This is a genomic window from Providencia sp. PROV269 (assembly GCF_028477785.1).
In the GTDB taxonomy this organism is placed as follows: Bacteria; Pseudomonadota; Gammaproteobacteria; order Enterobacterales; family Enterobacteriaceae; genus Providencia; species Providencia rettgeri.
In genome coordinates this window covers 13917-35243 of record NZ_JAMPLV010000011.1, presented here as the reverse complement: position 1 = coordinate 35243, position 21327 = coordinate 13917, and the positions used below count along the sequence as shown (strand labels likewise).

Genomic DNA, 21327 nt, shown 5'->3' with positions numbered 1-21327 from the left:
TTTCACCTGTCTTTCATTTTTATTTTTGGCAATGAGTTTTGTATTAAAATGACCTAGGTCATTAATTATGACCTAAGATAATTTTTAAAACCGTGACATCATTTCTTTTATAACCCCCCCAAGCTAGTATGCCTTTAATTCTAATAATAGAAGTCATAAGGAAACAGTATGGCCAGAAAAAAGTTTGGTGAATCTATTCAACGCTTTGGGAGAACATTACTCCTTCCGATAGGTGTATTAGCCCCTATTGGTATGATATTGGGTATCAGTGGTGCATTAGTGCAGACTTATATGATTGCACGTTTTCCTTTTCTTGGAAATGAAACGGTTAATGCATTACTTGTCAGTATTCGTTCAATCGCAGGTGTTATTTTTGATAATATTCCCTTGCTCTTTGCAATGGGTGTGGCCTATGGGATGAGCCATCGAGATAAGGGAATTGCCGTCTTTGCCTCGGTAGTCGGTTACTTATCGCTGATCATCACCATGAATATTTGGTTAGTCCTTACCGGCAAACTTGCAGACCCTGCAATGATGGGTCAAGTGGGACAAATTAAAGTTCTTGGCATACAAACTTTAAATATCAGTGCTGCCGGAGGGATTATTACTGGTTTGATTGCCGCTTGGGCCACCGATAAGTTTTATAACCTTGAGTTACCGACCGCATTCGCTTTCTTTTCCGGTAAAAAATCCGTTTCTATTATTATGATAGGCTTAATGATTGGGGTGGGAGCGTTATTACCGTTTATTTGGGAAGTATTAGTTCAAGGTTTAATGAAACTCTCTGCGGTATTTTTAAGTCCAGTGGGGCCATTTTTTACGGCTGGAGGCGAACGTTTATTTATTCCATTTGGTTTACACCATGTATGGAACGTTTTGTTTAGATTCACTGAAGCGGGTGGTACTTATATTATTGATGGCCAAACCTTTGTTGGTGTTGTCCCTGCATTAACTGAAGTGCTATTTAACCAAGGCCCGGATAGCGAATATTGGGCGATGATGCCAAGTTTGACTCGCTTTATGGCGCAGCAACAAATGTTGGTTACATTGTTCCTCTTCCCTGCGATTGCTCTTGCTATATATAAAACATCGAAGAAAGAAAACCGCGCAGAAGTGAAATCCATGCTTGTCACCATGGTATTAACGGCAATGCTTGGTAACGTCACAGAGCCACTCGAATTTACCTTCGTATTCATTGCGCCATTACTGTATTTAATTTATGCCATTATTGTCGGTATTGGTGCGGTGTTACTTTCATTGGCTGAGGTTGGTATCGGTTATATTCGTGGAACCGTCTTTGATTTTACTATCTTTGGTCTGCTGTACGAACACACTAACTGGATCTTCCTTGTTATTATCGGTAGCTGTTTAGCCGTCGTCACTTACTTTATTTTCTACTGGGCAATTATTAAATTTGATATTAAAACTCCTGGTCGTGAAGAATCTAGTAATCTGAAAAATACTTTAATTAAAGAAAAACGCTACGGCGAAATCGCAGAAATTTTAATCCAAGCATTAGGTGGAAAACAAAATATTCGTAACGTAGATAACTGTATTACTCGTATGCGTATTGATGTTGGAGAAGTTAACCAAATTGATAAAGATTTAATGTTGGAATCAGGATGTACCGCATTCTTCTTTCCATCGGCAAACCACGTCCATGTCGTATATGGACCAAAGGTTGAGTTCGTTCGCAATGCTGTTGATGAAGCAATGAAGAAATAAAGAAAGGATACGAAATGAGAGCATTATACGATTCTAAAAGTAAAACTATTGATGACCGTGGAATTAAAGACTTATTGTCTGATGAAGCAAAATATTCTACTTGGTTAATGTTTGAATCCATGTTGGCCCAAGCTCAAGCTGAACTGGGATTTATTCCTCAATCAGCGGCAAATGAAATTAAAGAAAAGGCCGTAATCGAAAATATCGATTTTGAAGAAATGAGCCGTATTTACCAAAAAATAGGCCATGGTTTCGTACCTTTCTTAAAGGTTTTAGTGAATGCTTGCTCTGAGGAAAGCGGTAAATATATCCATTATGGTATTACCACACAAAATATTCAGCAAAGTTCACAGCTGTATATGATGAAAACCGTACACCATAAATTTATGTTGTTATTGGGTGAAATCATCGAAAACTTGTCGAATCTGGCTGAAAAAACCAAACATATGGTGATGCCGGGAAGAACCCATGGGCGTCATGCAATTCCGATAACCTATGGCTATAAGGTTTCAGTGTGGATCAGTGACTTTATTGACTGTTATCAGCGAATGAAAGAGTGTGAAAAGCGCGTATTCACTATTATGATGGGCGGTGCAGTTGGCGCTTTTAACTCGATGCCTGAGGTTGGAATGGCGGTACAAAAACGTGTCGCTGAACTGGTGGGGATGGAAGCCATGGAAGTACCATCCAGAAATTTGAGCACCCATAAACTTGAATATATGGCAAATTTAGCGCTAATGGCGAATATTTGCCATAAAATCGGCGAAGAGGTCTATAGCACAACGTTAGAAGAAATTGCAGAAGTTTCTGAAGGGTTTACCAAAGGAACAGTAGGCAGTAGTACTATGCCACATAAAATAAACCCGAAACTGGCAAAGGGAATTATCGCTAACTCGCAGAAATTATATTCCTTACCAAGTGTTGGTATGTATTCCGCGGTAAGGCCTTATGAAGGAGATAGTAGTTCTTATATGTTATTTGATGGGTTAATCGAAGAAGCTTTGGAATTAACCACAGAAATTTTATTAAGAACAGAGGAGCTTTCGAGGACGATTGTGCCACATGAAGAGAGAATGCTTCATAATGTATTGAGAAATAAAGGTCTTGATAATACTGAATATGTCATGATGAAGATGGCGGAAAAATTAGGTAAAGATAAAGCTCATTCCCTTCTGTATGAAGAAGCTATTAAAACGGCAGCGGATGGGGAGGATTTCTACACTAATTTAACCAAAAACAGTGTGATATCAGCAGCGTTCAGTAATGAAGAAATTAAAGCCATGCTCGACCCAAGGTCTTATATTGGGTTATCTGTCGAAATTGCTGAAAAAGAAGCAAAACGTGGATTAGCAATTGCCCAAGAAATTAAGCAACAATATCAATAGGTATTTTTAGTATATTATATAAAAATATTTAAAATAACGGCCTATCTATTATATAAATAGGCCGTTATGTGTTTATTCGCCAGCGAGTGCTCTTGGGAATAATAAATTATTTTCTAGGTTAATATGATTCATTAAGTCATCAATCAATTCATTGATACCATTATACAATACACGCCAGGTAGTACAGGCTTCTGGTGGCGGTGTAACATTATCGGTAATGCCTTTAATGGCCTCTAAGATATCACCAGCATCATCATGTTCTTGCTCCATCACACTAATTGGGCCTGCCGCGTTTTTGCCCATTCCATTTTTTATCATAGGGAATAAAACGCGTTCCTCTTTCATCATATGGCTAGTTAATTCTTCCAGTAATGCTTCTAAGTATTTTGATAAACCTTTTGGCACGCTTGGCTTATTTGCATGAACGCGTTCAACTTTTTGTGCTTGTAAAATAAGCTCAGGTAATTGTTCTCTATGCCTATCATGATAGCGAATAATGATAAAATCGATAATTTCACCGAGCGGAGCTTTACGCCAGTCTTTTTCTAACGTTTCTGTGGCTAATTTAGCTAATTGGCTTTCTAATAGGTCAATATCTAAATTTAATTTTTCTGCACTACGGCTGAGAGTCTGTTTTCCACCACAACAGTAATCCATATTATATTGGCGGAATAAAGAAGAGGCTCTAGGAATAGATAATGCGAGCTGTCCAAGTGTTTTATCTCTAAATTGCATATGAGGTATCCTCTAAAAAATCATAAAATTCTGATGCTACTTTGTTAGTTAATTTATGCAGGTAATGCCCATTGGCGAGCAATATTACGTCCATACTCACGGCAGTCATCTAATGTTTTTGTGTCTGGTTTCCATTTTGCTTTTAAAGATAATGCGGTATCAAAACCGGCATCCATCAAACGTGTTTGAACACGATCAACAGCGCCACCATTCCAGCCAAAACTCCCAAAAGCAGCGGCTTTTTTATTTAAAAAACGTAAGCCAGTAATTTCTTCAAGCATACCTGCTATTTTGGGCATCATGACATTATTCATGGTTGAGGTACCGACCAGTGCCGCCTTGGAGCGGAAAACATGAGTAATAATGTCGTTTTTATCACTGCGTGCAACGTTAAATATTTTAACGGAGACATTAGGGTCGGCCTCATTGATGCCTTGAGCGATTGCATCTGCCATTAAACGGGTATTATTTGACATGGTATCGTAGAAAATAGTGATTCGGTCTTCTTGGTAATCTGCTGCCCACTTCAAATATAATTCAATGATTTGATTTGGGTTATTACGCCATACTACCCCGTGTGACGTGGCTATCATATCGACAGGTAGGTTAAAGCCTAAAATTTCATTTATTTTTGGCGTTACTAAGCGGCTAAATGGTGTAAGAATATTGGCATAGTAGCGCTGGCATTGCTCAAATAATTCATTTTGGTCGACCTCATCATTAAATAATCGCTCATCACAATAGTGCTGCCCGAAAGCATCATTACTAAAAAGCACTGCATCTTTAGTAAAATAAGTCATCATACTGTCAGGCCAATGTAGCATTGGAGTTTCAATGAAAATCAATTGCTTATTATTACCTATATTGAGCGTATCGCCTGTTTTAACGATCTTAAAATTCCACTCGGGATGGTGGTGGTGACCATTTATTGAATCAATAGCATTGGCGGTGCAATAGATCGGGGTATTAGGAATAAAGCGCATTAATTCAGTTAATGCACCGGCATGATCTTCTTCTGCGTGGTTAATCACGATATAGTCAATATCATTTAAATCAATTTGTGAACGTAAGTTTTCAACAAATTCACGACTAAACTTATGATCGACAGTATCAATAAGGACATTTTTTTCTTCGCGGATTAAATAACTATTATAACTACTTCCCTTTAATGTTTTATATTCGGTTCCATGAAAGTCACGTACTTCCCAATCACGTTGACCCACCCAATGAATATTATTTTTTACATGAATCGCCATATTAATTTTATCCTGTATTTTTTAAAGTATAGGAAGATATAATCAATATTCATGCCAATATTTAACCAATTGATTTTTAGATAAATTTAAATAAATATTTTTAATTTATAGTCATAATGACTGTATCAATAATCGTCATTATGACTATACTTGTTGTCAAATTGACTATGGGGAGTAGATCATGGGTTTTTCTGTTGAAGCATTAGCAAAGATCGCAATAGAGTTACAAGATGGTATGGAACATGCAGATCGGTTTCAGCGTTTGATTACTACATTAAGGCAATCATTAGGGTGCGATGCTTGTGCGTTATTGCGCTATGAACCAGGTCAATTTATTCCCTTAGCAATTGATGGATTAATGGCTGATGTTTTAGGTCGCCGATTCTTTTTGACGGGACACCCTCGGCTTGAAGCAATTGCAAGAGCTGGCGATGTAGTACGTTTTCCTGCGGATAGCCAGCTCCCTGATCCATACGATGGGTTAATTCCTCATCATCAGCATCTAAAAGTCCATGCTTGTGTCGGCTTACCTTTATATGCGGGGCAGAATCTTATTGGTGCATTAACATTAGATGGCATGGAACCTGATCAATTCGATGCATTTAGCAATGAGTCACTTAGGTTAATTGCTGCATTAGCTGCTGGGGCATTAAATAATGCATTACTTATTGAACAGCTTGAAAACCAAAATATATTGTCGGGTAAACCTATACGATTTAAACCTTCAGGAGAAACCGAAATCATCGGTTTATCTCTTCGTATGCAACAATTAAAAAAGGAAATCGATATTGTTGCTGTGTCAGAATTAAATGTTCTGGTTAGCGGAGAAACGGGAACAGGAAAAGAATTAGTTGTTAAATCCATTCATGAAAAATCCCTTCGAGCAGAGTATCCTCTTATTTATTTAAACTGTGCGGCATTACCTGAGAGCGTGGCAGAAAGTGAATTATTCGGCCATGTTAAAGGGGCTTTTACGGGAGCAATTAGTCACCGTAGTGGTAAATTTGAAATGGCGGATAATGGCACTTTATTTTTAGATGAAATTGGAGAGTTGTCATTAGCATTACAGGCAAAATTACTGCGAGTATTGCAATATGGTGATATTCAACGTGTTGGTGATGACCGCAGTTTACGCGTTAATGTCCGTGTATTAGCGGCAACTAATCGTGATCTACGCGAAGAAGTATTAGAGGGGCGGTTTAGGGCAGATTTATTCCATCGTTTAAGCGTATTTCCTCTACTTGTTCCCCCATTAAAAGAACGTGGTGAAGATATTATTTTATTAGCCGGATATTTTTGTGAGCAATATCGTCAGCGTTTTGGTTTATCTAGTGTGGTACTGAGTTCTTCATTACAAAGGTATTTACTCAACTATTCATGGCCTGGCAATGTACGTGAATTGGAACATGCGATTCATCGTGCTGTTGTTCTTGCTCGTGCCTCAATTGACACTGGCGATATTATCTTACAGCCTCAATATTTTATCTTTGATAACAATGAGTATGAGTTTACGGAAACCTCAAAGAAAGTAATACCATTAACTAAAAACTTACGTGAAGCAACAGATGACTTTCAGCGTAAAGTCATTACACAAGTACTGGAACAAAACCATCATAATTGGTCTGCATGTGCTAGAGAATTATCTTTAGATATTGCTAACTTACATCGACTAGCTAAACGACTAGGCCTGAAATAAAGTATTAAGGGCATCGTAATGCTGCCCTTAGAATCTTAATTTTCTAATCCATTAATAATAAGCTGTAGCCCGTCAGCAAATTTCAAATCGTAGTTATTAGCAAACAACATTTCTTTGGCTTTCCATGTATAGGGATATTTATCTTTAGATAATTGGTTAAATTCAGATTATTTCTTGCCTTATTTTTGGCAATATTCCTTTTTCATATAGAGTTTCACATATTTCTCGAGTTGCTCAAGCTCTTCATTATCACTTTCGTTACGTTGTAAATGCCGAAATAGTGTGGAGATTTTCTTCAAATCAAACCGGTTTTGTTGAATACGTTTTTCAAGTGCAATAAGGGCTCTTTTCTTTGATGCATGATGTGCAAATTGCTTTTGTAAAATAAGTAGGTACAGCCAAATACTTTGCCGAGTGATAAAAAAATCGAATATAGGTGAGGGCGAGAAATTTGCTTTTTTTGCTAGTAATAATCCACTAAATAAGCGGTGGATAAACTGAGTTGTAGATGGTTTATGGCTTTGGATTAGAGCTGTAATTCCCTGTTTAAATTGCTGTTCTGAAAGATAAATTAATTGCTGGTAACGTTTTTTAGGGCTGGTGGGATAAATCCATGCGAAAGCGGCCATTGCAACTAATGGGCCGGAAACAATCGCAATGGCATTACCGATGCTTTGAGGGAATGAAAGCGCAAAAGGATAAGACGGTTGCAGTAAAATCAACGAAACCATGATGTAATCAAAAGCGATTAAAATTAAGCGATTATGAGAAAAAATCACAATGCCGCTAATAATCACAGGAATGATGAGAAAGGTCATTTGCCAAGATGAAGAAGTAAAGGGCCATAAACACCACATACAGATTAACGCAGCAATAGCACCAAAAAATTGCCCTGTGAAAATATTTTTCATGAATCTTGCGGGGTGATCAAGGGAAGCGAATAGAGCCAACATCACGGAAAGGCCGAGAATGAGGTAAGCCAACATTTGCCATTGTGTCCAGAACCATAAAACACCGACGGCGCCTATTGTAACAAAAGAACGAGTGAAAGATTGCCATGCGGAAATTTTATCTTGGTGGAGTTTTAATTTGTCAGTTTTATTTATCTTCTTGATTGATTTACCTAAAGTAGCATAGTAAAACGGGACTAAAAGCATTTTAAGTACACCATTGGGGCATAATGATAAAATATATTTCCACTCTTTGTCAGCGGGCTCTTGTGCAGGAAAATAAAAGGGTGCAATGGATTGATATTTATCTAGGTGTAATAATATTTGGCTTTGAAACATAAGTTTTTGACGTGCTTTAGCAACTTGTTTACGGTGGTAATGACAGCCGATGCGATTCGTTTCTAGAATTTCCTCATAACTTGTCATCACTTGCCAGAGTTGGTCAATTTCCTGTGACTTAATTGGTTTTTTTTTCTCAAGTGTGCGATGCAAAATTTGATAAAATAGTATATCAACTTGGTTTTTAAGTGTAATAACGGGTTCTTGTTCACGTTTTGGTGTAAATAAAACATTGAAAACTACTGCGGAAAGAACGCCAACAAGGATAGTCCATAGCCGATCCCAAGCGACCATAAACAGGTTATCTGTAATGTGGACACTTAGCATGCTGACCATGACCGCGGAATAACCCGCTAAAAAGGTACCATAGGCCACAAAGCCTTTTTGCAGTTGACCAATACCGCTACATGCTCCTAACCATAATGCCAGCCCTACGATAAATAATAGCGGGCTGATAATGTGTAGTTGAATTAATATTACGCCAACTAGCACGCCAATGACTGTTCCCGCGAAACGCCACCAACTTTTTTCCAGTAAGTTTTCGCGCCAAGGTTGTGCAGAGGCCCAGACGGTCATGGCTGCCCACTGTGGGTGAACAAGCTGCAAATATTGAGCAATAAATAGAGCAGCAATTGAGGCACAAGCCGTAATCACCGCAAAACGAAAGCGTATAGGATTAAACCCTAAACGGTGCAAAAAAGTGATGTTTTGTAGCATTGAGTATGAGTAAATTTGGCGTGTTAAATGGTTTATTAGTTGATAATATCAACTAAAGTCACAGTAATTATTAACTAATTAGTTGATAAAATCAACTAAAGAGGCATTATGCGTACAGAGCAAGCCAGAGTGTTTGGGGTGATAAGCCGAGCTGCTCATCATTATATGAAGTGGATGGGGGAGCCTTATGGTATCAATGCCATTGAGTGTTTGATGATTTTGCATATTGATCAGTATGATGAGTCAACCCTAGAGCAAATTACAAAAGCCATGGTTGTGGATAAATCAGTAACGACTCGAGGAGTGAGCAAATTTTTAGCTAAGGGGTGGGTTGCTAAAACGAATAGTTTAGTTGATAAACGGGTTTATCATGTTTCGTTGACATCACGCGGCAAAACGATTGTGAATGAGTTAAATTACAAACTAAATAAGTGGAATGATTATTTAGCAGCGGACTTGCCAGAACAAGAGGCTGAACAGCTATTTAGCGCACTAGAAAGTTTGGCAAAACGAGCCATTGAAAGCTCGGTGGCAGATTTTCCGCGTTTATTAGAAGAACTCAATGAGTGCCGGTAAATATAATTCCCCATTAAGAGGGGATAGAATATTTTTAATTGGTCTTGATGAAATGAGTGTTACTATTGCTGAATGGCAGCCACCGGAAGTAGTACTATTTCAGATAAGTTCTCAGGTATTGGGCTCAATTTATTACTCATCATGATTAATTCACCATCTTTTTCAATTCTTGCACTCATTCCTAAGGTATATCGTTTGGATTGAAATTCTTCAGGAAGAGCGACGGTAAATGCGATACTACGTCCTGCACTTTGTGATTTGAAACTGTAATCAAGATTAGACTTTGCATTGTTTTCATTCTGTAGTATTGACGTCAACGACAGTGTGATTGTGGCATTTTCAGGAATATCGTAAGAATGTGAATAAATATTACCATTGATATGATAAGTGGGAGTTTGAGTAAAATAACTCATTAAATTATTACTACAAGCGGATAGCATGAAAGTTATAAAAAATATGAATATTGAAAAAATGTGTTTTTTTGAAAAGTTGGGGTTAATATTTAACATTAAATGTTCTCTTTGGCGAAATCTAATTATAGTGATTAACGAATAAAAATCTTCTGAAAAAAATATCGCATATAGGTGTAAATACTTTTCTTGGCATCGTATTTAGAAAGCATCGGCATTTCTGATTTTTCCCCTGTGTATAAAATACCAATGCGAGGTAAAGTCATAATTAAATTTTCATCTAGATCAATTTTTTTAAAGGATTGTCGCAATTGTCTGACTAGCTTGTAATAGCTACTTTCAGTCACGATAGTGCCTCTTTTTTCCCAAATCTCGTACATAACTTCTCTTTTACTATTTGTTTTTACTAGTAATAATTTAAGAAGGCATGATTCATTTTCTGAAAGGTTAACGACTTTTTTTTCACGCGAAAGTGTTCGCTTGAGTGGGTCATATACTACATGCCCAGACAAGAGAATCATTGATTCTTTTTCACTATAGTCAATGTTATCCATAAAATTATCTATTGTTGATAAATCGGTCATAATCTATACCTATACTAACTGTTGATGAAATGTATTCCAATATAAAAAAACGAGGCTAGTCAGAATATTTAGAAAATAAAATCGTTTTTTGATATTGGGTTCATGTGTTTTGATGGGGAGAATTTAAACTATATTCATGGGTTGTATATATCAATTTTTATTTATATTTTTTATATTTATTTGTTTTTGTCAAATAAATAGGCTTAGCATATTAAAAAAACATACCAAACCTATAAATATTAGTCGATGGGAAATAAGTAAATGATAAGGGGGGAGAGAAATTTAATGTTAGATTAGTAGTTCGTCTTCCTCATTATCGTTACCCTCTAAATTAATGTTAGTCATATTATGACGAAGTTGGTTGCTAAGAGGAGCACTCATCAAACTGATAGCCATATAATGGCTGAGCGAGCGATTAAATTTTTTATTTAATGAAACTAGCTCAGGGTCACTTGATGATTGTAATATTTGACTAACACCGGTAATAAAGTTTTGTTTTTCATCTCTACCTAATGTAATCATCGTCTTAAATACGTGAGAAAAAAATACTTTTCTATCTTCTTTTGACTTAAGTTCATCAATAAACTTGTTAATTTTATTTTTTTCTTTAGGGGAAAAATCTATTTTTTTACTATCCATATTTTTCTTCTGCCATAATGAAGTCATTTTATTTTGAATGTTTTCAGTGTGAATTTGAGATCTGCTATGTTGAGGACTGATAGCCTTAGCTTGTAAATTGACCAGCATCTTTGTGTTCTTCCTGTATTGAATTTATTGTGGTTATTAAGTTTTGATAGGTCTTTTTATGCATTTTTAAAATTTGGCATTGTGTTGGAACAGAAAATACATGAGGAAAAATATTTTTAGAGGCGGTAATAGGGGAAAAATAGGTAATTTTATTATCAACCTCTAAGGCGATTGTATTATCAGCAGCGGTTGAAAATTTCATATCAGAGCCGCTTTGGGCAATACGAGTTTGCATTTTTGCTGGTAGATGTAATGTGGTATTTGTCACTTTTGCATATTGCTTTTCAAAATAAACAGCAACCACCTCTTGTAGCTCATTATTACCAAAAATGTCATTCAATATTTTCATCAGCTGTTCTTTGCTTTGACTGGTATTTTCTTGGTACTGAATTTCACTGGTTTCTAATACGTGAATAAAGTCAGTTAATAGTTGTTTAATGCCGTCGTAATAACCTTGCTGATAAGCACTTTGATAGATAGTTTCTTGCTGTTGTTTCGCTTGTTGGTAATACTCACTTGCCTTTTTTTGAGCTTGTTGAGTCATAGTTTTGTGGTATCTATCGGCACTTAATGCTTGATATTTGATCAAGACTTTTTCAGACATTGTCTGTTTAACATTCTGGGGTATTTTCTCTGACATAACGGCATGTCTCTTCAATAGTATTCCAAGGTAGCATCGTTTTTACTGATGACGGTATAAGTTGCTGAGTTTCAAGACTAAACATATATTTAGCTCGAAGGGTGTAAGCGGTGCCAAAGGGGGCTAAACACATCAATAATTGTTGTACCCCAAGGGCAGTTAATACCTGTGGTGAAGTTGTAGGTTGATTTTCTGATTGCCAAAGTGGGCGGCTCAAGCGTGTATGTAAGACACGATATTTGGAAAGTTCAACCCACCAAGGAAGCGGTTCAGCGTGTAACAAAATCCCTAAACCTAACGCTACCTCTGGTAATAAAGCCCAATGTTCAGATAATACTTTGGGTAACAAGGGCGTTTTCTCGTTAGGTAAAGGTAATGCGTATTGCTGAATCAATTGCTGGTTATGTTTACGTTGCAGTATAGGAGGAAAGTCTTTATATCCAACCCCATTAAATTCACTATGAAAATAACATCCCGGAGCGAGGAAAATATTTCCTTGTGTAATGAGTAGATTATTCAGCACTGTCATCAACAGGTTTCCCTACCAGATTAGTTGCTGATTTTTTGTTACTTAGCTGGCGCCACAGTAACAGTAAAATAGTCAAAAGAATGATCATTGCAGCAATAATTGAGCCGATTATGACTGGGTTAAATGTATGTTCAGGCTCAGACTTAACTTGATATTGCAACGGCGGGCGATTGACGACCACGACTGAGACATTATCGTAATTTGCCTCAGCAAAACTGTTCGTTAGAAACAGTTTAATCTTATGCATCATCATTTGGGGGTCTTCACTCCCAGAATAGGTCACCAAGCTGGAAACATTTTGCATTTGTTTAGTCGGATTATTGCCATTTAATGGATAACTAACATGCACACGTGCGTTAATAATATCAGGGATGGTAAGTAGCGATTGCTCAAGGCGTTGTTCAATTAAAGAAAGCAAGCGGGTACGTTCTGCCTGTGGTGAGGCCACTAAAGAGTCACCAGGAAATGCTTGGATAATTTCCACTGGTTCTTTTGAGGGCAGGTTATATTGGCGCAGTAAATCTACCGCAATAACAAAGTCACTTGGTTGAACACGAATGGAATCTCCGTTTTTATTATCTTGTTTACGCGTAGCCTCAACACCATGCTCTTGGAGTATGGCTAATACTTCGTTACTTTGTCTTTGGCTTAAATGACTGAGTAATAATTGGTTATCACACCCCATTAATAAGCCAATAAAACTAATTAAGATAAATTTTTTTAAAATATTCATGGCTTATTGAGCTTTTAAAACGGTATCAATCGCAGAAACACTTTTATGTGTTAGTGTGCTAATCATATTCATAGCAAGGCTGTATTTACCGACACGATTTTGAAATTGCAGTAATTGAACTGGGTTACTTGGGTCAATGGTATTGACACTATTCATTAATGCAGTTCTTTCTTGGTTCGTCGATGCGCTGTATTCAGCAAAAAACTCTTTAACTTTATCGGCAATGGGGATTGATGACGGTATCTCTGAGGCTATCTCTGTGGAATTTATCATCGATAAATTTGAAGTAATAGGCGACATAATGTATTTCCTAAATGAAGGTAGAGCACCATCGTCAATGATGCTCTATTGAATATTAAACGTTACGAATAAGAGCTTGGTCAGTATCTTTAATGGATTTCATAAAGTTACTCTGTAATTGGCGTGCCATATTATAATTACCACTTATGGCGGTGATTTTCGCCAGCACTAGTGGGTTATCGACTTCTAATGTTTTATCAGCAAGAATTGTATTTAACTCATCGCCGAATTGTTTTGCTTTATAGCTAATACTGGCAGAGGTACGATAGATCATACCCATATTATTTTTGTCAGTACCTAAAGTTTCTAGAGCGGATTCGGCCCATTTTTCATCGGTATTTAAACCTGAGATCATATCTGCCATTTTTTGTTTCCTCTTTATTTTTGAAGTTATATTAAATAATGATTTGTTAAGTTAAAAACTGATTGAATTAAAAAACCAATGGTTATTTCCTAATAAAATATAACCGTTAGCATTGGTGACAAATGATTTGCCTACAAGCTCATTATTGGCAAGAGAGATTGAGAATTGAATATGATTATCTCCCCATTGCTTATAAAATGAATTTGTGAAGTTAATTAAAGAAGCAGTTTGATTGTCATTTAAACTGTCTTTTATGATAAAAATAACTTTATTTTCTTTAGTTATTTTACGCCATTGAACATTACTTTCTGTTAATCCCAGTTCTGCTTTTTGTAATAATTCACCAAAGCTGATTTTTTTTATTTCACTTTTTATATAGCAACTAAAATAGCTAGAAAGTAACTTATCAATATTTTTTTCTTTATTAATTAAATTGTTGTTATCTATAGTCACGATTATTGGGTTGCATGGATTGGTAAGCTCTACTTTTAATGTGTCTGGTACTATTTCAATAAGTTTATTTTCAATTTCTTGCTCAAGCTTATTTACTATTTTAATTGAGAATTTTTCATTGTATTTAGCTTTAACCAGGCGCTGCATGCTCCAATCAGAATCTCGCTGTGTTTTTACTAGGATAAGGCTTTCATTACTAGTACCTTGGGTTACGATAATGGGAGACTGACTACCTTGAAGTATTTGTTCTAATGCTTTTACTTTTTTCTCGGTGCTTTGTGCTGGAATATATTGAAATATAGTGTAAACAACAAATATTGAAAATAGAGTCAAGAAAAAGACCAACATAGTTTGTTTATTAAAAAGGCTTGATTTTTGCTTAGCTGGTTTTTTTACTTTAGTTTTAACGATAGGTAATGGATTTTCAGCCTCTGAAGTCTGTAAGGTTTCAGGTATTTGAGGGCTTTGCCACTCGGTATCCTGCATTTTGATCACAATAGGAAAAATATCCGCTAAAAGCAGCTGCTGAAAAACAATAGGGATCTCGGTACTTAATCCATTATCATTTAGTTGAATGGCTAGACCACTTTCAGAGTGTTGACTTGCAGTAATAATTGAAAATTCGCAGGCAGTGCCATCGCTTGGAATGGAGTAGGTTGTGAAACCATCATCATTGATGTCAGTTTTATAATCTAAGCCGTTATCAATGATAATCAGATTGCTATCTGTATTAACCATTAATTCTTGGCCGCTCATTGGGCCGCTAGCAATTTTTACTATACATGTGCGGCTATTTGTATCACTCATAAAGATAATCTCATGGAATTAAATTCATTTTATTATGGATTGGCTGGTTCTCGTTATTGGTGGCAAGTAAATCAATAAATGTTTTTATTGTCAGTTGAATTGATCTTATTCATTCACACCTTTAGCTTGTAATAGAAAGTATGAATGATTCCTGAGTATTCCCTTGAGGCTTTTTTTCTTATCGCTCACTCTGTGTACACAACATTACGTGGATAAGGCCTATATATAATGTCAAATAAAGATATTGCAACATTATTAGAAAGTAGAGGCTGTGATTTTTCATTACAAGACAAATTGGTCTTGGCTATACCGAAAAGAGTCACAACGCCTTTTATTTATAAATCTATATATTCAAATTTAAATATTTTGATAGAACGTCAGGCTATATTTATTTGCCAAGAAAATGAATGGAATGCACTAGATAAGTCAAATTGGAAGTTATACTCAATGGATTTATCAGAATTAGTCGAAATTTTAGCAGTTATTGATACCGCAATGGGGCAAGCATTTCTTGCGAAAAAGAAAAAGCTGGAAGCTGATGAAAATAACAATAATGAATATATCGAATTAATTGAAGACTTTTCATTAATGGTATCAATAAAAAATGTAGTGATTGATTTAATTATTAGAAATCATCCTGTATTTGATAGCTGGTGTGAAATACTCAGGCGGTACGAAGCCTATGGAATGATGCGATTTATTCTCTCTTCAGCTCAAGAGAATAAAAACGCCAATATTAATCAGTTATGTGCACGTTATGGTATATCAGCTTCTTATTTTAGACAGCTTTATCGAGAAAACTTTAATAAAACGGCAAAGCGGAAAATTATGAGTGTTCGTATGGCTAATGCAATTCTACAGCTAATTGAAAGTGATGATTCAATATTAGATGTAGGGCTTGAAGCGGGTTATTGTTCAGCATCTCATTTTACTAATGATATTAAAAAAGAGTTAGGCCTAACACCATCAGAAATTAGGCATATTGGAGCAACATTATATGAGCAGTAAAAAAAATCGAGTGTTAGGCTTAACACTGTTTTTACTGAGTATGAGTTTCTATTCGGCCCAAGCTGAAATTATTGTGGCAGAACCAGTTACACAGTCAAAAAACCACGATACCTTTGTCGCAAATAATATTGCAGTAGGTAAGGTATTCGATGCCGTTGCTGAACGTTTAAATAAGCCAATTATTCTCAGCAAATTAGCAGCTCAAAAAAAAGTGACTGGTAATTTTAATTTAGCTAATGCAGATGAAATGTTCAAAGTACTAACTCGGCGAATTGCATTAGTGTGGTATGACGATGGTGCGAGTATTTATATTTATGATAATAGTGAAATGCGTAGCGCAATTATTCCAACAAATAATGTCAGTAGTAACCAGTTGCTTAATTATATTCAACGAAATGGAATTTATGACTCGCGGTTTCCTGTACGTTCACAAGAAGGTGAACGGTTATTATTTGTTTCGGGTCCGCCACTGTATATTGAACTAATTAAAGCCGCATCTTTATATCTTGCAGAACAGATTAGGAAAGAGGAGTTATCTAGCGGTGAAGTGGCTATTATTCCATTAAAACACGCATCGGTAACGGATAGAAGTTATTCATTACGTGGCCAAAATATTACGATCCCTGGTTTATTAACAGTCATTAATTCTTTGTTTAAACAGGGAGCTTCACCAGATGAAATATTACATATTCAACCACCACCAACACCGATTAATCCAACAGGAGATTCGATAGACGAATTAATGGATACACCAATTGGTGACTCACCATCTTCAGGGAATAAGCCGATGATGGTAACAAAAAAACCGTCTAACAGCGCTTTTTCTTTGGTAGCACACCCTGATAGCAATAGCTTGATCGTTAAAGGTAGCCAAGAGCAAATTCGTTATGTTCGCCAATTAGTTAATACATTAGATATGCGCCGCCGGCAGGTAGAGTTATCTTTGTGGATTATAGATATTACTCGCTCAGAGCTCGATAATCTTGGCGTGAACTGGGAAATTGGTACTTTTAGTACAGGTACTGGATCGATCTCATTTAACCGAAGCACGCTATCAAACAGCCAACAATTTTTATTGCAGATTGATGCATTAAGTAAAACGGGTAACGGGCACATTGTTTCTCGCCCCGTGTTATTAACCCAAGAAAACATTCCTGCTTTATTTGATAACAACACCAGTTTTTACGCCAAATTACAAGGGGAGCGTATTGCGACTCTTGAGCAGGTCACATATGGGACCATGGTGAGTGTAATGCCGCGTATTTCCGTGGGTAATAACGTAGAAATGGAAGTCAATATTGAAGATGGTGCTGAAAACCGCGATAGCACAGGGAAAACCTCCAGTGTAGAAGGGTTACCTGCCGTTAACAGAACCAGTATTAACACAGTTGCGCGTATTGCAAAAGACAGTAGTTTGCTTATCGGTGGCTATACACGTGAGCAATATGTTGAAAATGAAAGCAAAATTCCTTTTTTAGGCGATCTTCCTTATGTGGGAGGGTTATTTAGTCATTCATCGACTAATCAACAGAAGATGGTTCGTTTATTTTTAATCCAGCCGCGTTTATTGGATGAAAATGAAGGATGGGATGGGCGACAATTTTCTGAAAAGACGCGGATCACCACCCATGATAGCCAGTTGCACGGTACGGTCCAATTTCTTCAACAATACATGAGTGAGTCATGGCAATAACACCACTGAGTTTTAATAACCGTTTTTCAGTTAATACTCAAAACAAAAGTCGTGCACCTGTGAGTAGCAGTAGTGATGACTCCGATGAAGTAGCACGTGGTGCTGGTGTCATTGATAGCTCTAGTGAATATGCATCGATGTCGATGTTAGCGGCAAGCCATGTACGCCGAGGAAGTTCTAAGAAGGGCAGCGAAGAAGAATGGATGCAATTTGCCGAACGCATTTTGGATAAAGATGCAGATGACAAAGTATTGCATATAGAAGGCCTGCTTAATAAGCAACTGATGACACCAAAGCAATTACGGGCATTTTTATTGCAGTTTTTTACTGATCCTAGTGATTTACTAATGGTACTTGCTGCATTAATTAATCGTAAAAAATTAAAAAAAGAACAAATTGAAAATATTGAAGCTTTAGAACAATTATTGCAAGCAGAAGATACTAAGCGTCATACACAAGCAGGAATTAACGTTGCATTAATCGCAAAAGCATTTGCTGAAAAATTACATTTTAGTGCTGGGAATTTACGTTCGGTGTACCGTGAGTTTATCACTTATGACGGGCCTGTTGTTTATTTATATGAACAATGGGTTGAAGAAATGGAAATTCAAGAGCGCGAAAATATGATGCGTTATCTTGGGCGAGCACTAGCTTGTGATTTGCAAGCGTTACCATTAGGTGACTTAAATATTAGTGAGTTTGGAAGTTTTTTTAATCGTGTTGGTCGGTTACGAGAACTGCAATCTTTAGATTATGTATTCTGCCAGCAATTCTTTCAATCTGGTTTTTTTCGGATCAATGAAAAATCAAACAAATCAAAAATTGAAAAAGAGCTCAGTCAATTATTTACCCGTGGCATTCGTAGTCAGGTTGATTTTGAAACAGTGGTTATCGATTTTATTTCTGAAAAACTGAAAGCCATGACTTCGGATATGTGTGGCAGGTTTTTACAACTATTATTACTGGCTTTTGCAGTTATTCCTATCACTGTCTTTCAGTCAACGGAAGCAAGAGACCAACTTATTGAAAAATTAAAAGAACTCATGGACCAAATTATGGTGCAAGAGAGAATATTACACCGAAAGCCATAGTGCGATAGGAAAATTATCCCATGAAAAGTATCACCGGATTTTTATTACAAATCCGTAATCGTCCAGAATTGATGGTATTAGTTATCATGGTAATGGTTATTGCGATGTTGATCATTCCATTGCCAACTATATTAGTCGATTTATTAATTGGCTTAAATATTATGATATCTGTACTCATTTTTATGAGCTCTTTTTATATAACTCGGGTATTAAACTTTCAATCATTTCCTTCTATTTTATTAATAAGTACATTATTTCGATTAGCTTTATCAATTAGTACCAGCCGCTTAATTTTACTAGAAGCAGATGCTGGGGATATTATTGCTACTTTTGGTGAATTTGTTATTCAAGACAATTTAGTGGTTGGAATGGTGGTATTTGCCATTGTCACCATTGTACAGTTCATTGTTATTACGAAAGGTTCTGAACGTATTGCTGAAGTGGCAGCCCGTTTCTCTCTCGATGCAATGCCAGGTAAACAAATGAGTATTGATGCGGATTTACGGGCTGGTGTGATTGATGAGGCGACAGTTAAAGAGAAGCGTGGCGACCTTGAAAAAGAGAGCCAATTGTTTGGTTCTTTCGATGGTGCGATGAAATTCATTAAAGGGGATGCGATCGCGGGCATTATCATCATTTTTGTTAACTTAATTGGAGGGATATCTGTTGGTACAGCTCAGCAGGGTATGGATGTTTCAACTGCACTAAATACTTTTTCCTTATTAACTATCGGTGATGGTTTAGTCGCTCAAATCCCTGCACTACTCATTTCTATCAGTGCTGGTTTTATTGTGACTCGAGTAGGTGGTAATGATAAGAACTTAGGTGAAAATATTGTTTCAGAGTTATTTGCAAATGACTTTACGATATTAATTACGGCATTTATTGTACTCTCTATGGGTTTTTTGCCTGGTTTTCCAACTATGATATTTTTACTATTATCCGGGGTTCTTATTGGGTTATTTACTTTCAGGTATTTAAAAAAACAAAAAAATAAGCAAAAAACAGCGAATAGTGAAGCTGAAATTATTAATTCAGATGTGACGGAAGGTGAAACTCAAAGAGAAAATAGTGATGTTGAAGATGAATATATCCCGGAAACATTACCGATTATCATTTCTGTTAATCAAAAATATAAAAAACATTTAGAAGATAATAAATTTTTATCCAGAATGAAAAAGGATATTTTTATTCGTTATGGGTATAGGATTCCTGATATTGCCGTTAACTATTCACCTATTATACCTGAAAATAAAATGGTGATACTCATTAATGAAATTAAAGCAGGAGAATATGATATCTATTTCCATGGGTATCGTTTACTGACTATCAATGACGAACCTGAATACCTTGGTATGTCATTGACTAAGTTTACGGATGAATATGGTTCGGTGAGTACTTGGTTTGAACAAAAAGACCTACCCAACATTGAGCAGCTGGGTCTAATGGCTCGAGACGATGTGACAGAAGCCATTGATTGTGTAAGTAGTTTGTTGTTGAGATTTATTAATGAATTTTTCGGTATTCAAGAAACGAAAAACTTACTTGATGATCTTGAAAGAAAATACCCAGAATTACTGAAAGAGTGCTATCGCCATGCCACAGTACAAAAAGTAACCGAAGTTTTTCAACGCTTATTAATGGAAAAAATATCAGTTCGTAATATGAAATTGATTATAGAAACCTTAGTGCAGTGGGTGCCAAAAGAAAAAGATAGCTTAATGTTAGTCGAGCACGTAAGAAGTGCAATGGCACGCTACATTTCATCTCGTTTTTCTGTAGATGGGCGTTTGAATGTTCTCATGATTAACTCAGAGCTAGAAGACACTATACGTCAAGGGATTAGGCAGGCTTCCGGTGGAGTATACTTACATCTTGAGCCAGAAAAAACTAATGAGTTGATACAGGCAGCAGAGTTTGCTTTAGAAAATAGTTATTTATCAGTTAGGGATGTGAACATTTTAGTGCCTGTTGATATTCGTCGTTTTGTCAAAAAAATCTTAGAAGGCCGTTTTCCTGAGTTAGAAGTACTTTCTTTTAATGAAGTTTCTGAAATGGTCAAAGTCAATGTGGTCAAAACCATATAATCAAAAAATCGGCTTTATTAACAAATAAAGCAACCGAATTCAATATAACTATCAGTATTGAATAATTAAAATATCCTAAAATATAAGGAATACCAATGAAATATAGATTTATAGAAATGCTAAATGAATATTTAAATTCTATGGGACGTAGTGATCTAGTTAACTCTCAATTAGATTGTCATTCTAATATTCAGTTTGAAATGCATGGTTTTGCTGAAATTAATATTGACCTATCTACAGACGATATTATCATTTGGTGTAGTTTAGATAATTGTAACTATAGCCATTTAGATGCGGTTAGTGCTTCCTTATTAAAATCATTATTAGAATACCCGCCAAATAATTTTTATCCAGGCCAACCGGCATTGAATATTGTGGATGATGCATATGTCCTTTCTGCCGTTTTAAAAGAATCAGCTTTAAATAATATTCAATTATTTGCAGATAGTTTTGAAGAATTCTTTGAGCGTGCAAATGAACTTAACAGCCTAATTTCTTAATC

20 protein-coding genes and 2 pseudogenes are annotated in these 21327 nt (G+C 36.2%); 9 read left to right on the top strand and 13 right to left on the bottom strand.

Features of this window, described 5'->3' with window-relative positions:
• The first annotated feature begins 168 nt into the window (after positions 1-168).
• Complete coding sequence (locus PR683_RS14350) at positions 169-1725, top strand: PTS transporter subunit EIIC (protein WP_004266208.1); 1557 nt, start codon at positions 169-171, stop codon at positions 1723-1725.
• A gap of 14 nt (positions 1726-1739) precedes the next feature.
• On the top strand, positions 1740-3110 hold the full coding sequence (locus PR683_RS14345) for a class-II fumarase/aspartase family protein (RefSeq protein ID WP_004266207.1): 1371 nt from the start codon (positions 1740-1742) through the stop codon (positions 3108-3110).
• A gap of 72 nt (positions 3111-3182) precedes the next feature.
• Here PR683_RS14345 and ytfE read toward each other — a convergent pair whose 3' ends face one another.
• The gene (gene ytfE, locus PR683_RS14340; RefSeq protein ID WP_196719960.1) at positions 3183-3845 is read right to left on the bottom strand and encodes an iron-sulfur cluster repair protein YtfE; all 663 of its coding nucleotides are present in this window, start codon (positions 3843-3845) and stop codon (positions 3183-3185) included.
• 62 nt (positions 3846-3907) lie between these two features.
• A pseudogene (norV, locus tag PR683_RS14335) lies at positions 3908-5101 on the bottom strand (anaerobic nitric oxide reductase flavorubredoxin); the annotation flags it as partial.
• A 181-nt stretch (positions 5102-5282) separates the two neighbouring features.
• On the opposite strand from norV, the gene norR reads away from it, so the two are divergent.
• Positions 5283-6797 carry a nitric oxide reductase transcriptional regulator NorR gene (gene norR, locus PR683_RS14330; RefSeq protein WP_210845131.1) on the top strand — a complete coding sequence of 505 codons (1515 nt, stop codon included), beginning with the start codon at positions 5283-5285 and terminating at the stop codon, positions 6795-6797.
• A 35-nt stretch (positions 6798-6832) separates the two neighbouring features.
• Here norR and PR683_RS14325 read toward each other — a convergent pair.
• Both PR683_RS14325 and PR683_RS14320 read right to left on the bottom strand, forming a co-directional pair.
• Positions 6833-6940: pseudogene (locus PR683_RS14325) on the bottom strand (TetR/AcrR family transcriptional regulator C-terminal domain-containing protein); the annotation flags it as partial.
• A gap of 36 nt (positions 6941-6976) precedes the next feature.
• A complete protein-coding gene (locus PR683_RS14320) occupies positions 6977-8803 on the bottom strand; it encodes an FUSC family protein (protein WP_272581829.1) in 1827 nt (608 codons plus the stop codon).
• Positions 8804-8911: 108 nt separating this feature from the next.
• Here PR683_RS14320 and PR683_RS14315 point away from each other — a divergent pair, with 108 nt between their 5' ends.
• Complete coding sequence (locus PR683_RS14315) at positions 8912-9379, top strand: MarR family winged helix-turn-helix transcriptional regulator (RefSeq protein ID WP_110731507.1); 468 nt, start codon at positions 8912-8914, stop codon at positions 9377-9379.
• Between the two features lie 62 nt (positions 9380-9441).
• Here PR683_RS14315 and PR683_RS14310 read toward each other — a convergent pair whose 3' ends face one another.
• The 9 genes from PR683_RS14310 to PR683_RS14270 all read right to left on the bottom strand — a co-directional run bounded on the left by PR683_RS14310 (position 9442) and on the right by PR683_RS14270 (position 14946).
• On the bottom strand, positions 9442-9792 hold the full coding sequence (locus PR683_RS14310) for a YbaY family lipoprotein (protein ID WP_162617353.1): 351 nt from the start codon (positions 9790-9792) through the stop codon (positions 9442-9444).
• Between the two features lie 131 nt (positions 9793-9923).
• On the bottom strand, positions 9924-10343 hold the full coding sequence (locus tag PR683_RS14305; RefSeq protein WP_115168233.1) for a winged helix-turn-helix domain-containing protein: 420 nt from the start codon (positions 10341-10343) through the stop codon (positions 9924-9926).
• 318 nt (positions 10344-10661) lie between these two features.
• A complete protein-coding gene (locus PR683_RS14300; RefSeq protein WP_164528250.1) occupies positions 10662-11120 on the bottom strand; it encodes a hypothetical protein in 459 nt (152 codons plus the stop codon).
• A complete protein-coding gene (locus tag PR683_RS14295; protein WP_004266198.1) occupies positions 11098-11760 on the bottom strand; it encodes a hypothetical protein in 663 nt (220 codons plus the stop codon). The genes PR683_RS14300 and PR683_RS14295 overlap by 23 nt, the downstream gene beginning before the upstream one ends.
• The gene (locus PR683_RS14290; RefSeq protein WP_109912314.1) at positions 11732-12289 is read right to left on the bottom strand and encodes a hypothetical protein; all 558 of its coding nucleotides are present in this window, start codon (positions 12287-12289) and stop codon (positions 11732-11734) included. Before PR683_RS14290 ends, PR683_RS14295 begins: the two co-directional genes overlap by 29 nt.
• The gene (gene sctJ / locus PR683_RS14285; RefSeq protein ID WP_272581828.1) at positions 12273-13022 is read right to left on the bottom strand and encodes a type III secretion system inner membrane ring lipoprotein SctJ; all 750 of its coding nucleotides are present in this window, start codon (positions 13020-13022) and stop codon (positions 12273-12275) included. The genes PR683_RS14290 and sctJ overlap by 17 nt, the downstream gene beginning before the upstream one ends.
• Positions 13023-13025: 3 nt before the next feature.
• Entirely contained in the window at positions 13026-13322 is a 297-nt protein-coding gene (sctI, locus tag PR683_RS14280; RefSeq protein ID WP_110731501.1) for a type III secretion system inner rod subunit SctI, read from the bottom strand.
• A gap of 55 nt (positions 13323-13377) precedes the next feature.
• The gene (locus tag PR683_RS14275; RefSeq protein ID WP_123382662.1) at positions 13378-13686 is read right to left on the bottom strand and encodes an EscF/YscF/HrpA family type III secretion system needle major subunit; all 309 of its coding nucleotides are present in this window, start codon (positions 13684-13686) and stop codon (positions 13378-13380) included.
• Between the two features lie 51 nt (positions 13687-13737).
• Positions 13738-14946 carry a PrgH/EprH family type III secretion apparatus protein gene (locus PR683_RS14270; RefSeq protein ID WP_272581827.1) on the bottom strand — a complete coding sequence of 403 codons (1209 nt, stop codon included), beginning with the start codon at positions 14944-14946 and terminating at the stop codon, positions 13738-13740.
• Positions 14947-15174: 228 nt separating this feature from the next.
• On the opposite strand from PR683_RS14270, the gene PR683_RS14265 reads away from it, so the two are divergent.
• The 5 genes from PR683_RS14265 (at position 15175) to PR683_RS14245 (ending at position 21325) form a co-directional block, all read left to right on the top strand.
• Positions 15175-15954, top strand: coding sequence for a helix-turn-helix domain-containing protein (locus PR683_RS14265; RefSeq protein ID WP_109912320.1), 780 nt, complete (start codon positions 15175-15177; stop codon positions 15952-15954).
• Positions 15944-17647 carry a type III secretion system outer membrane ring subunit SctC gene (gene sctC / locus PR683_RS14260; protein ID WP_196719964.1) on the top strand — a complete coding sequence of 568 codons (1704 nt, stop codon included), beginning with the start codon at positions 15944-15946 and terminating at the stop codon, positions 17645-17647. The genes PR683_RS14265 and sctC overlap by 11 nt, the downstream gene beginning before the upstream one ends.
• The gene (gene sctW / locus PR683_RS14255) at positions 17638-18738 is read left to right on the top strand and encodes a type III secretion system gatekeeper subunit SctW (RefSeq protein WP_123382661.1); all 1101 of its coding nucleotides are present in this window, start codon (positions 17638-17640) and stop codon (positions 18736-18738) included. Before sctC ends, sctW begins: the two co-directional genes overlap by 10 nt.
• 20 nt (positions 18739-18758) lie before the next feature.
• Complete coding sequence (locus PR683_RS14250; RefSeq protein WP_123382660.1) at positions 18759-20825, top strand: EscV/YscV/HrcV family type III secretion system export apparatus protein; 2067 nt, start codon at positions 18759-18761, stop codon at positions 20823-20825.
• 95 nt (positions 20826-20920) lie between these two features.
• Positions 20921-21325: a type III secretion system protein gene (locus tag PR683_RS14245; protein ID WP_004266188.1), complete on the top strand. Its 405-nt coding sequence runs from the start codon at positions 20921-20923 to the stop codon at positions 21323-21325.
• The last annotated feature ends 2 nt before the right edge of the window (positions 21326-21327 follow it).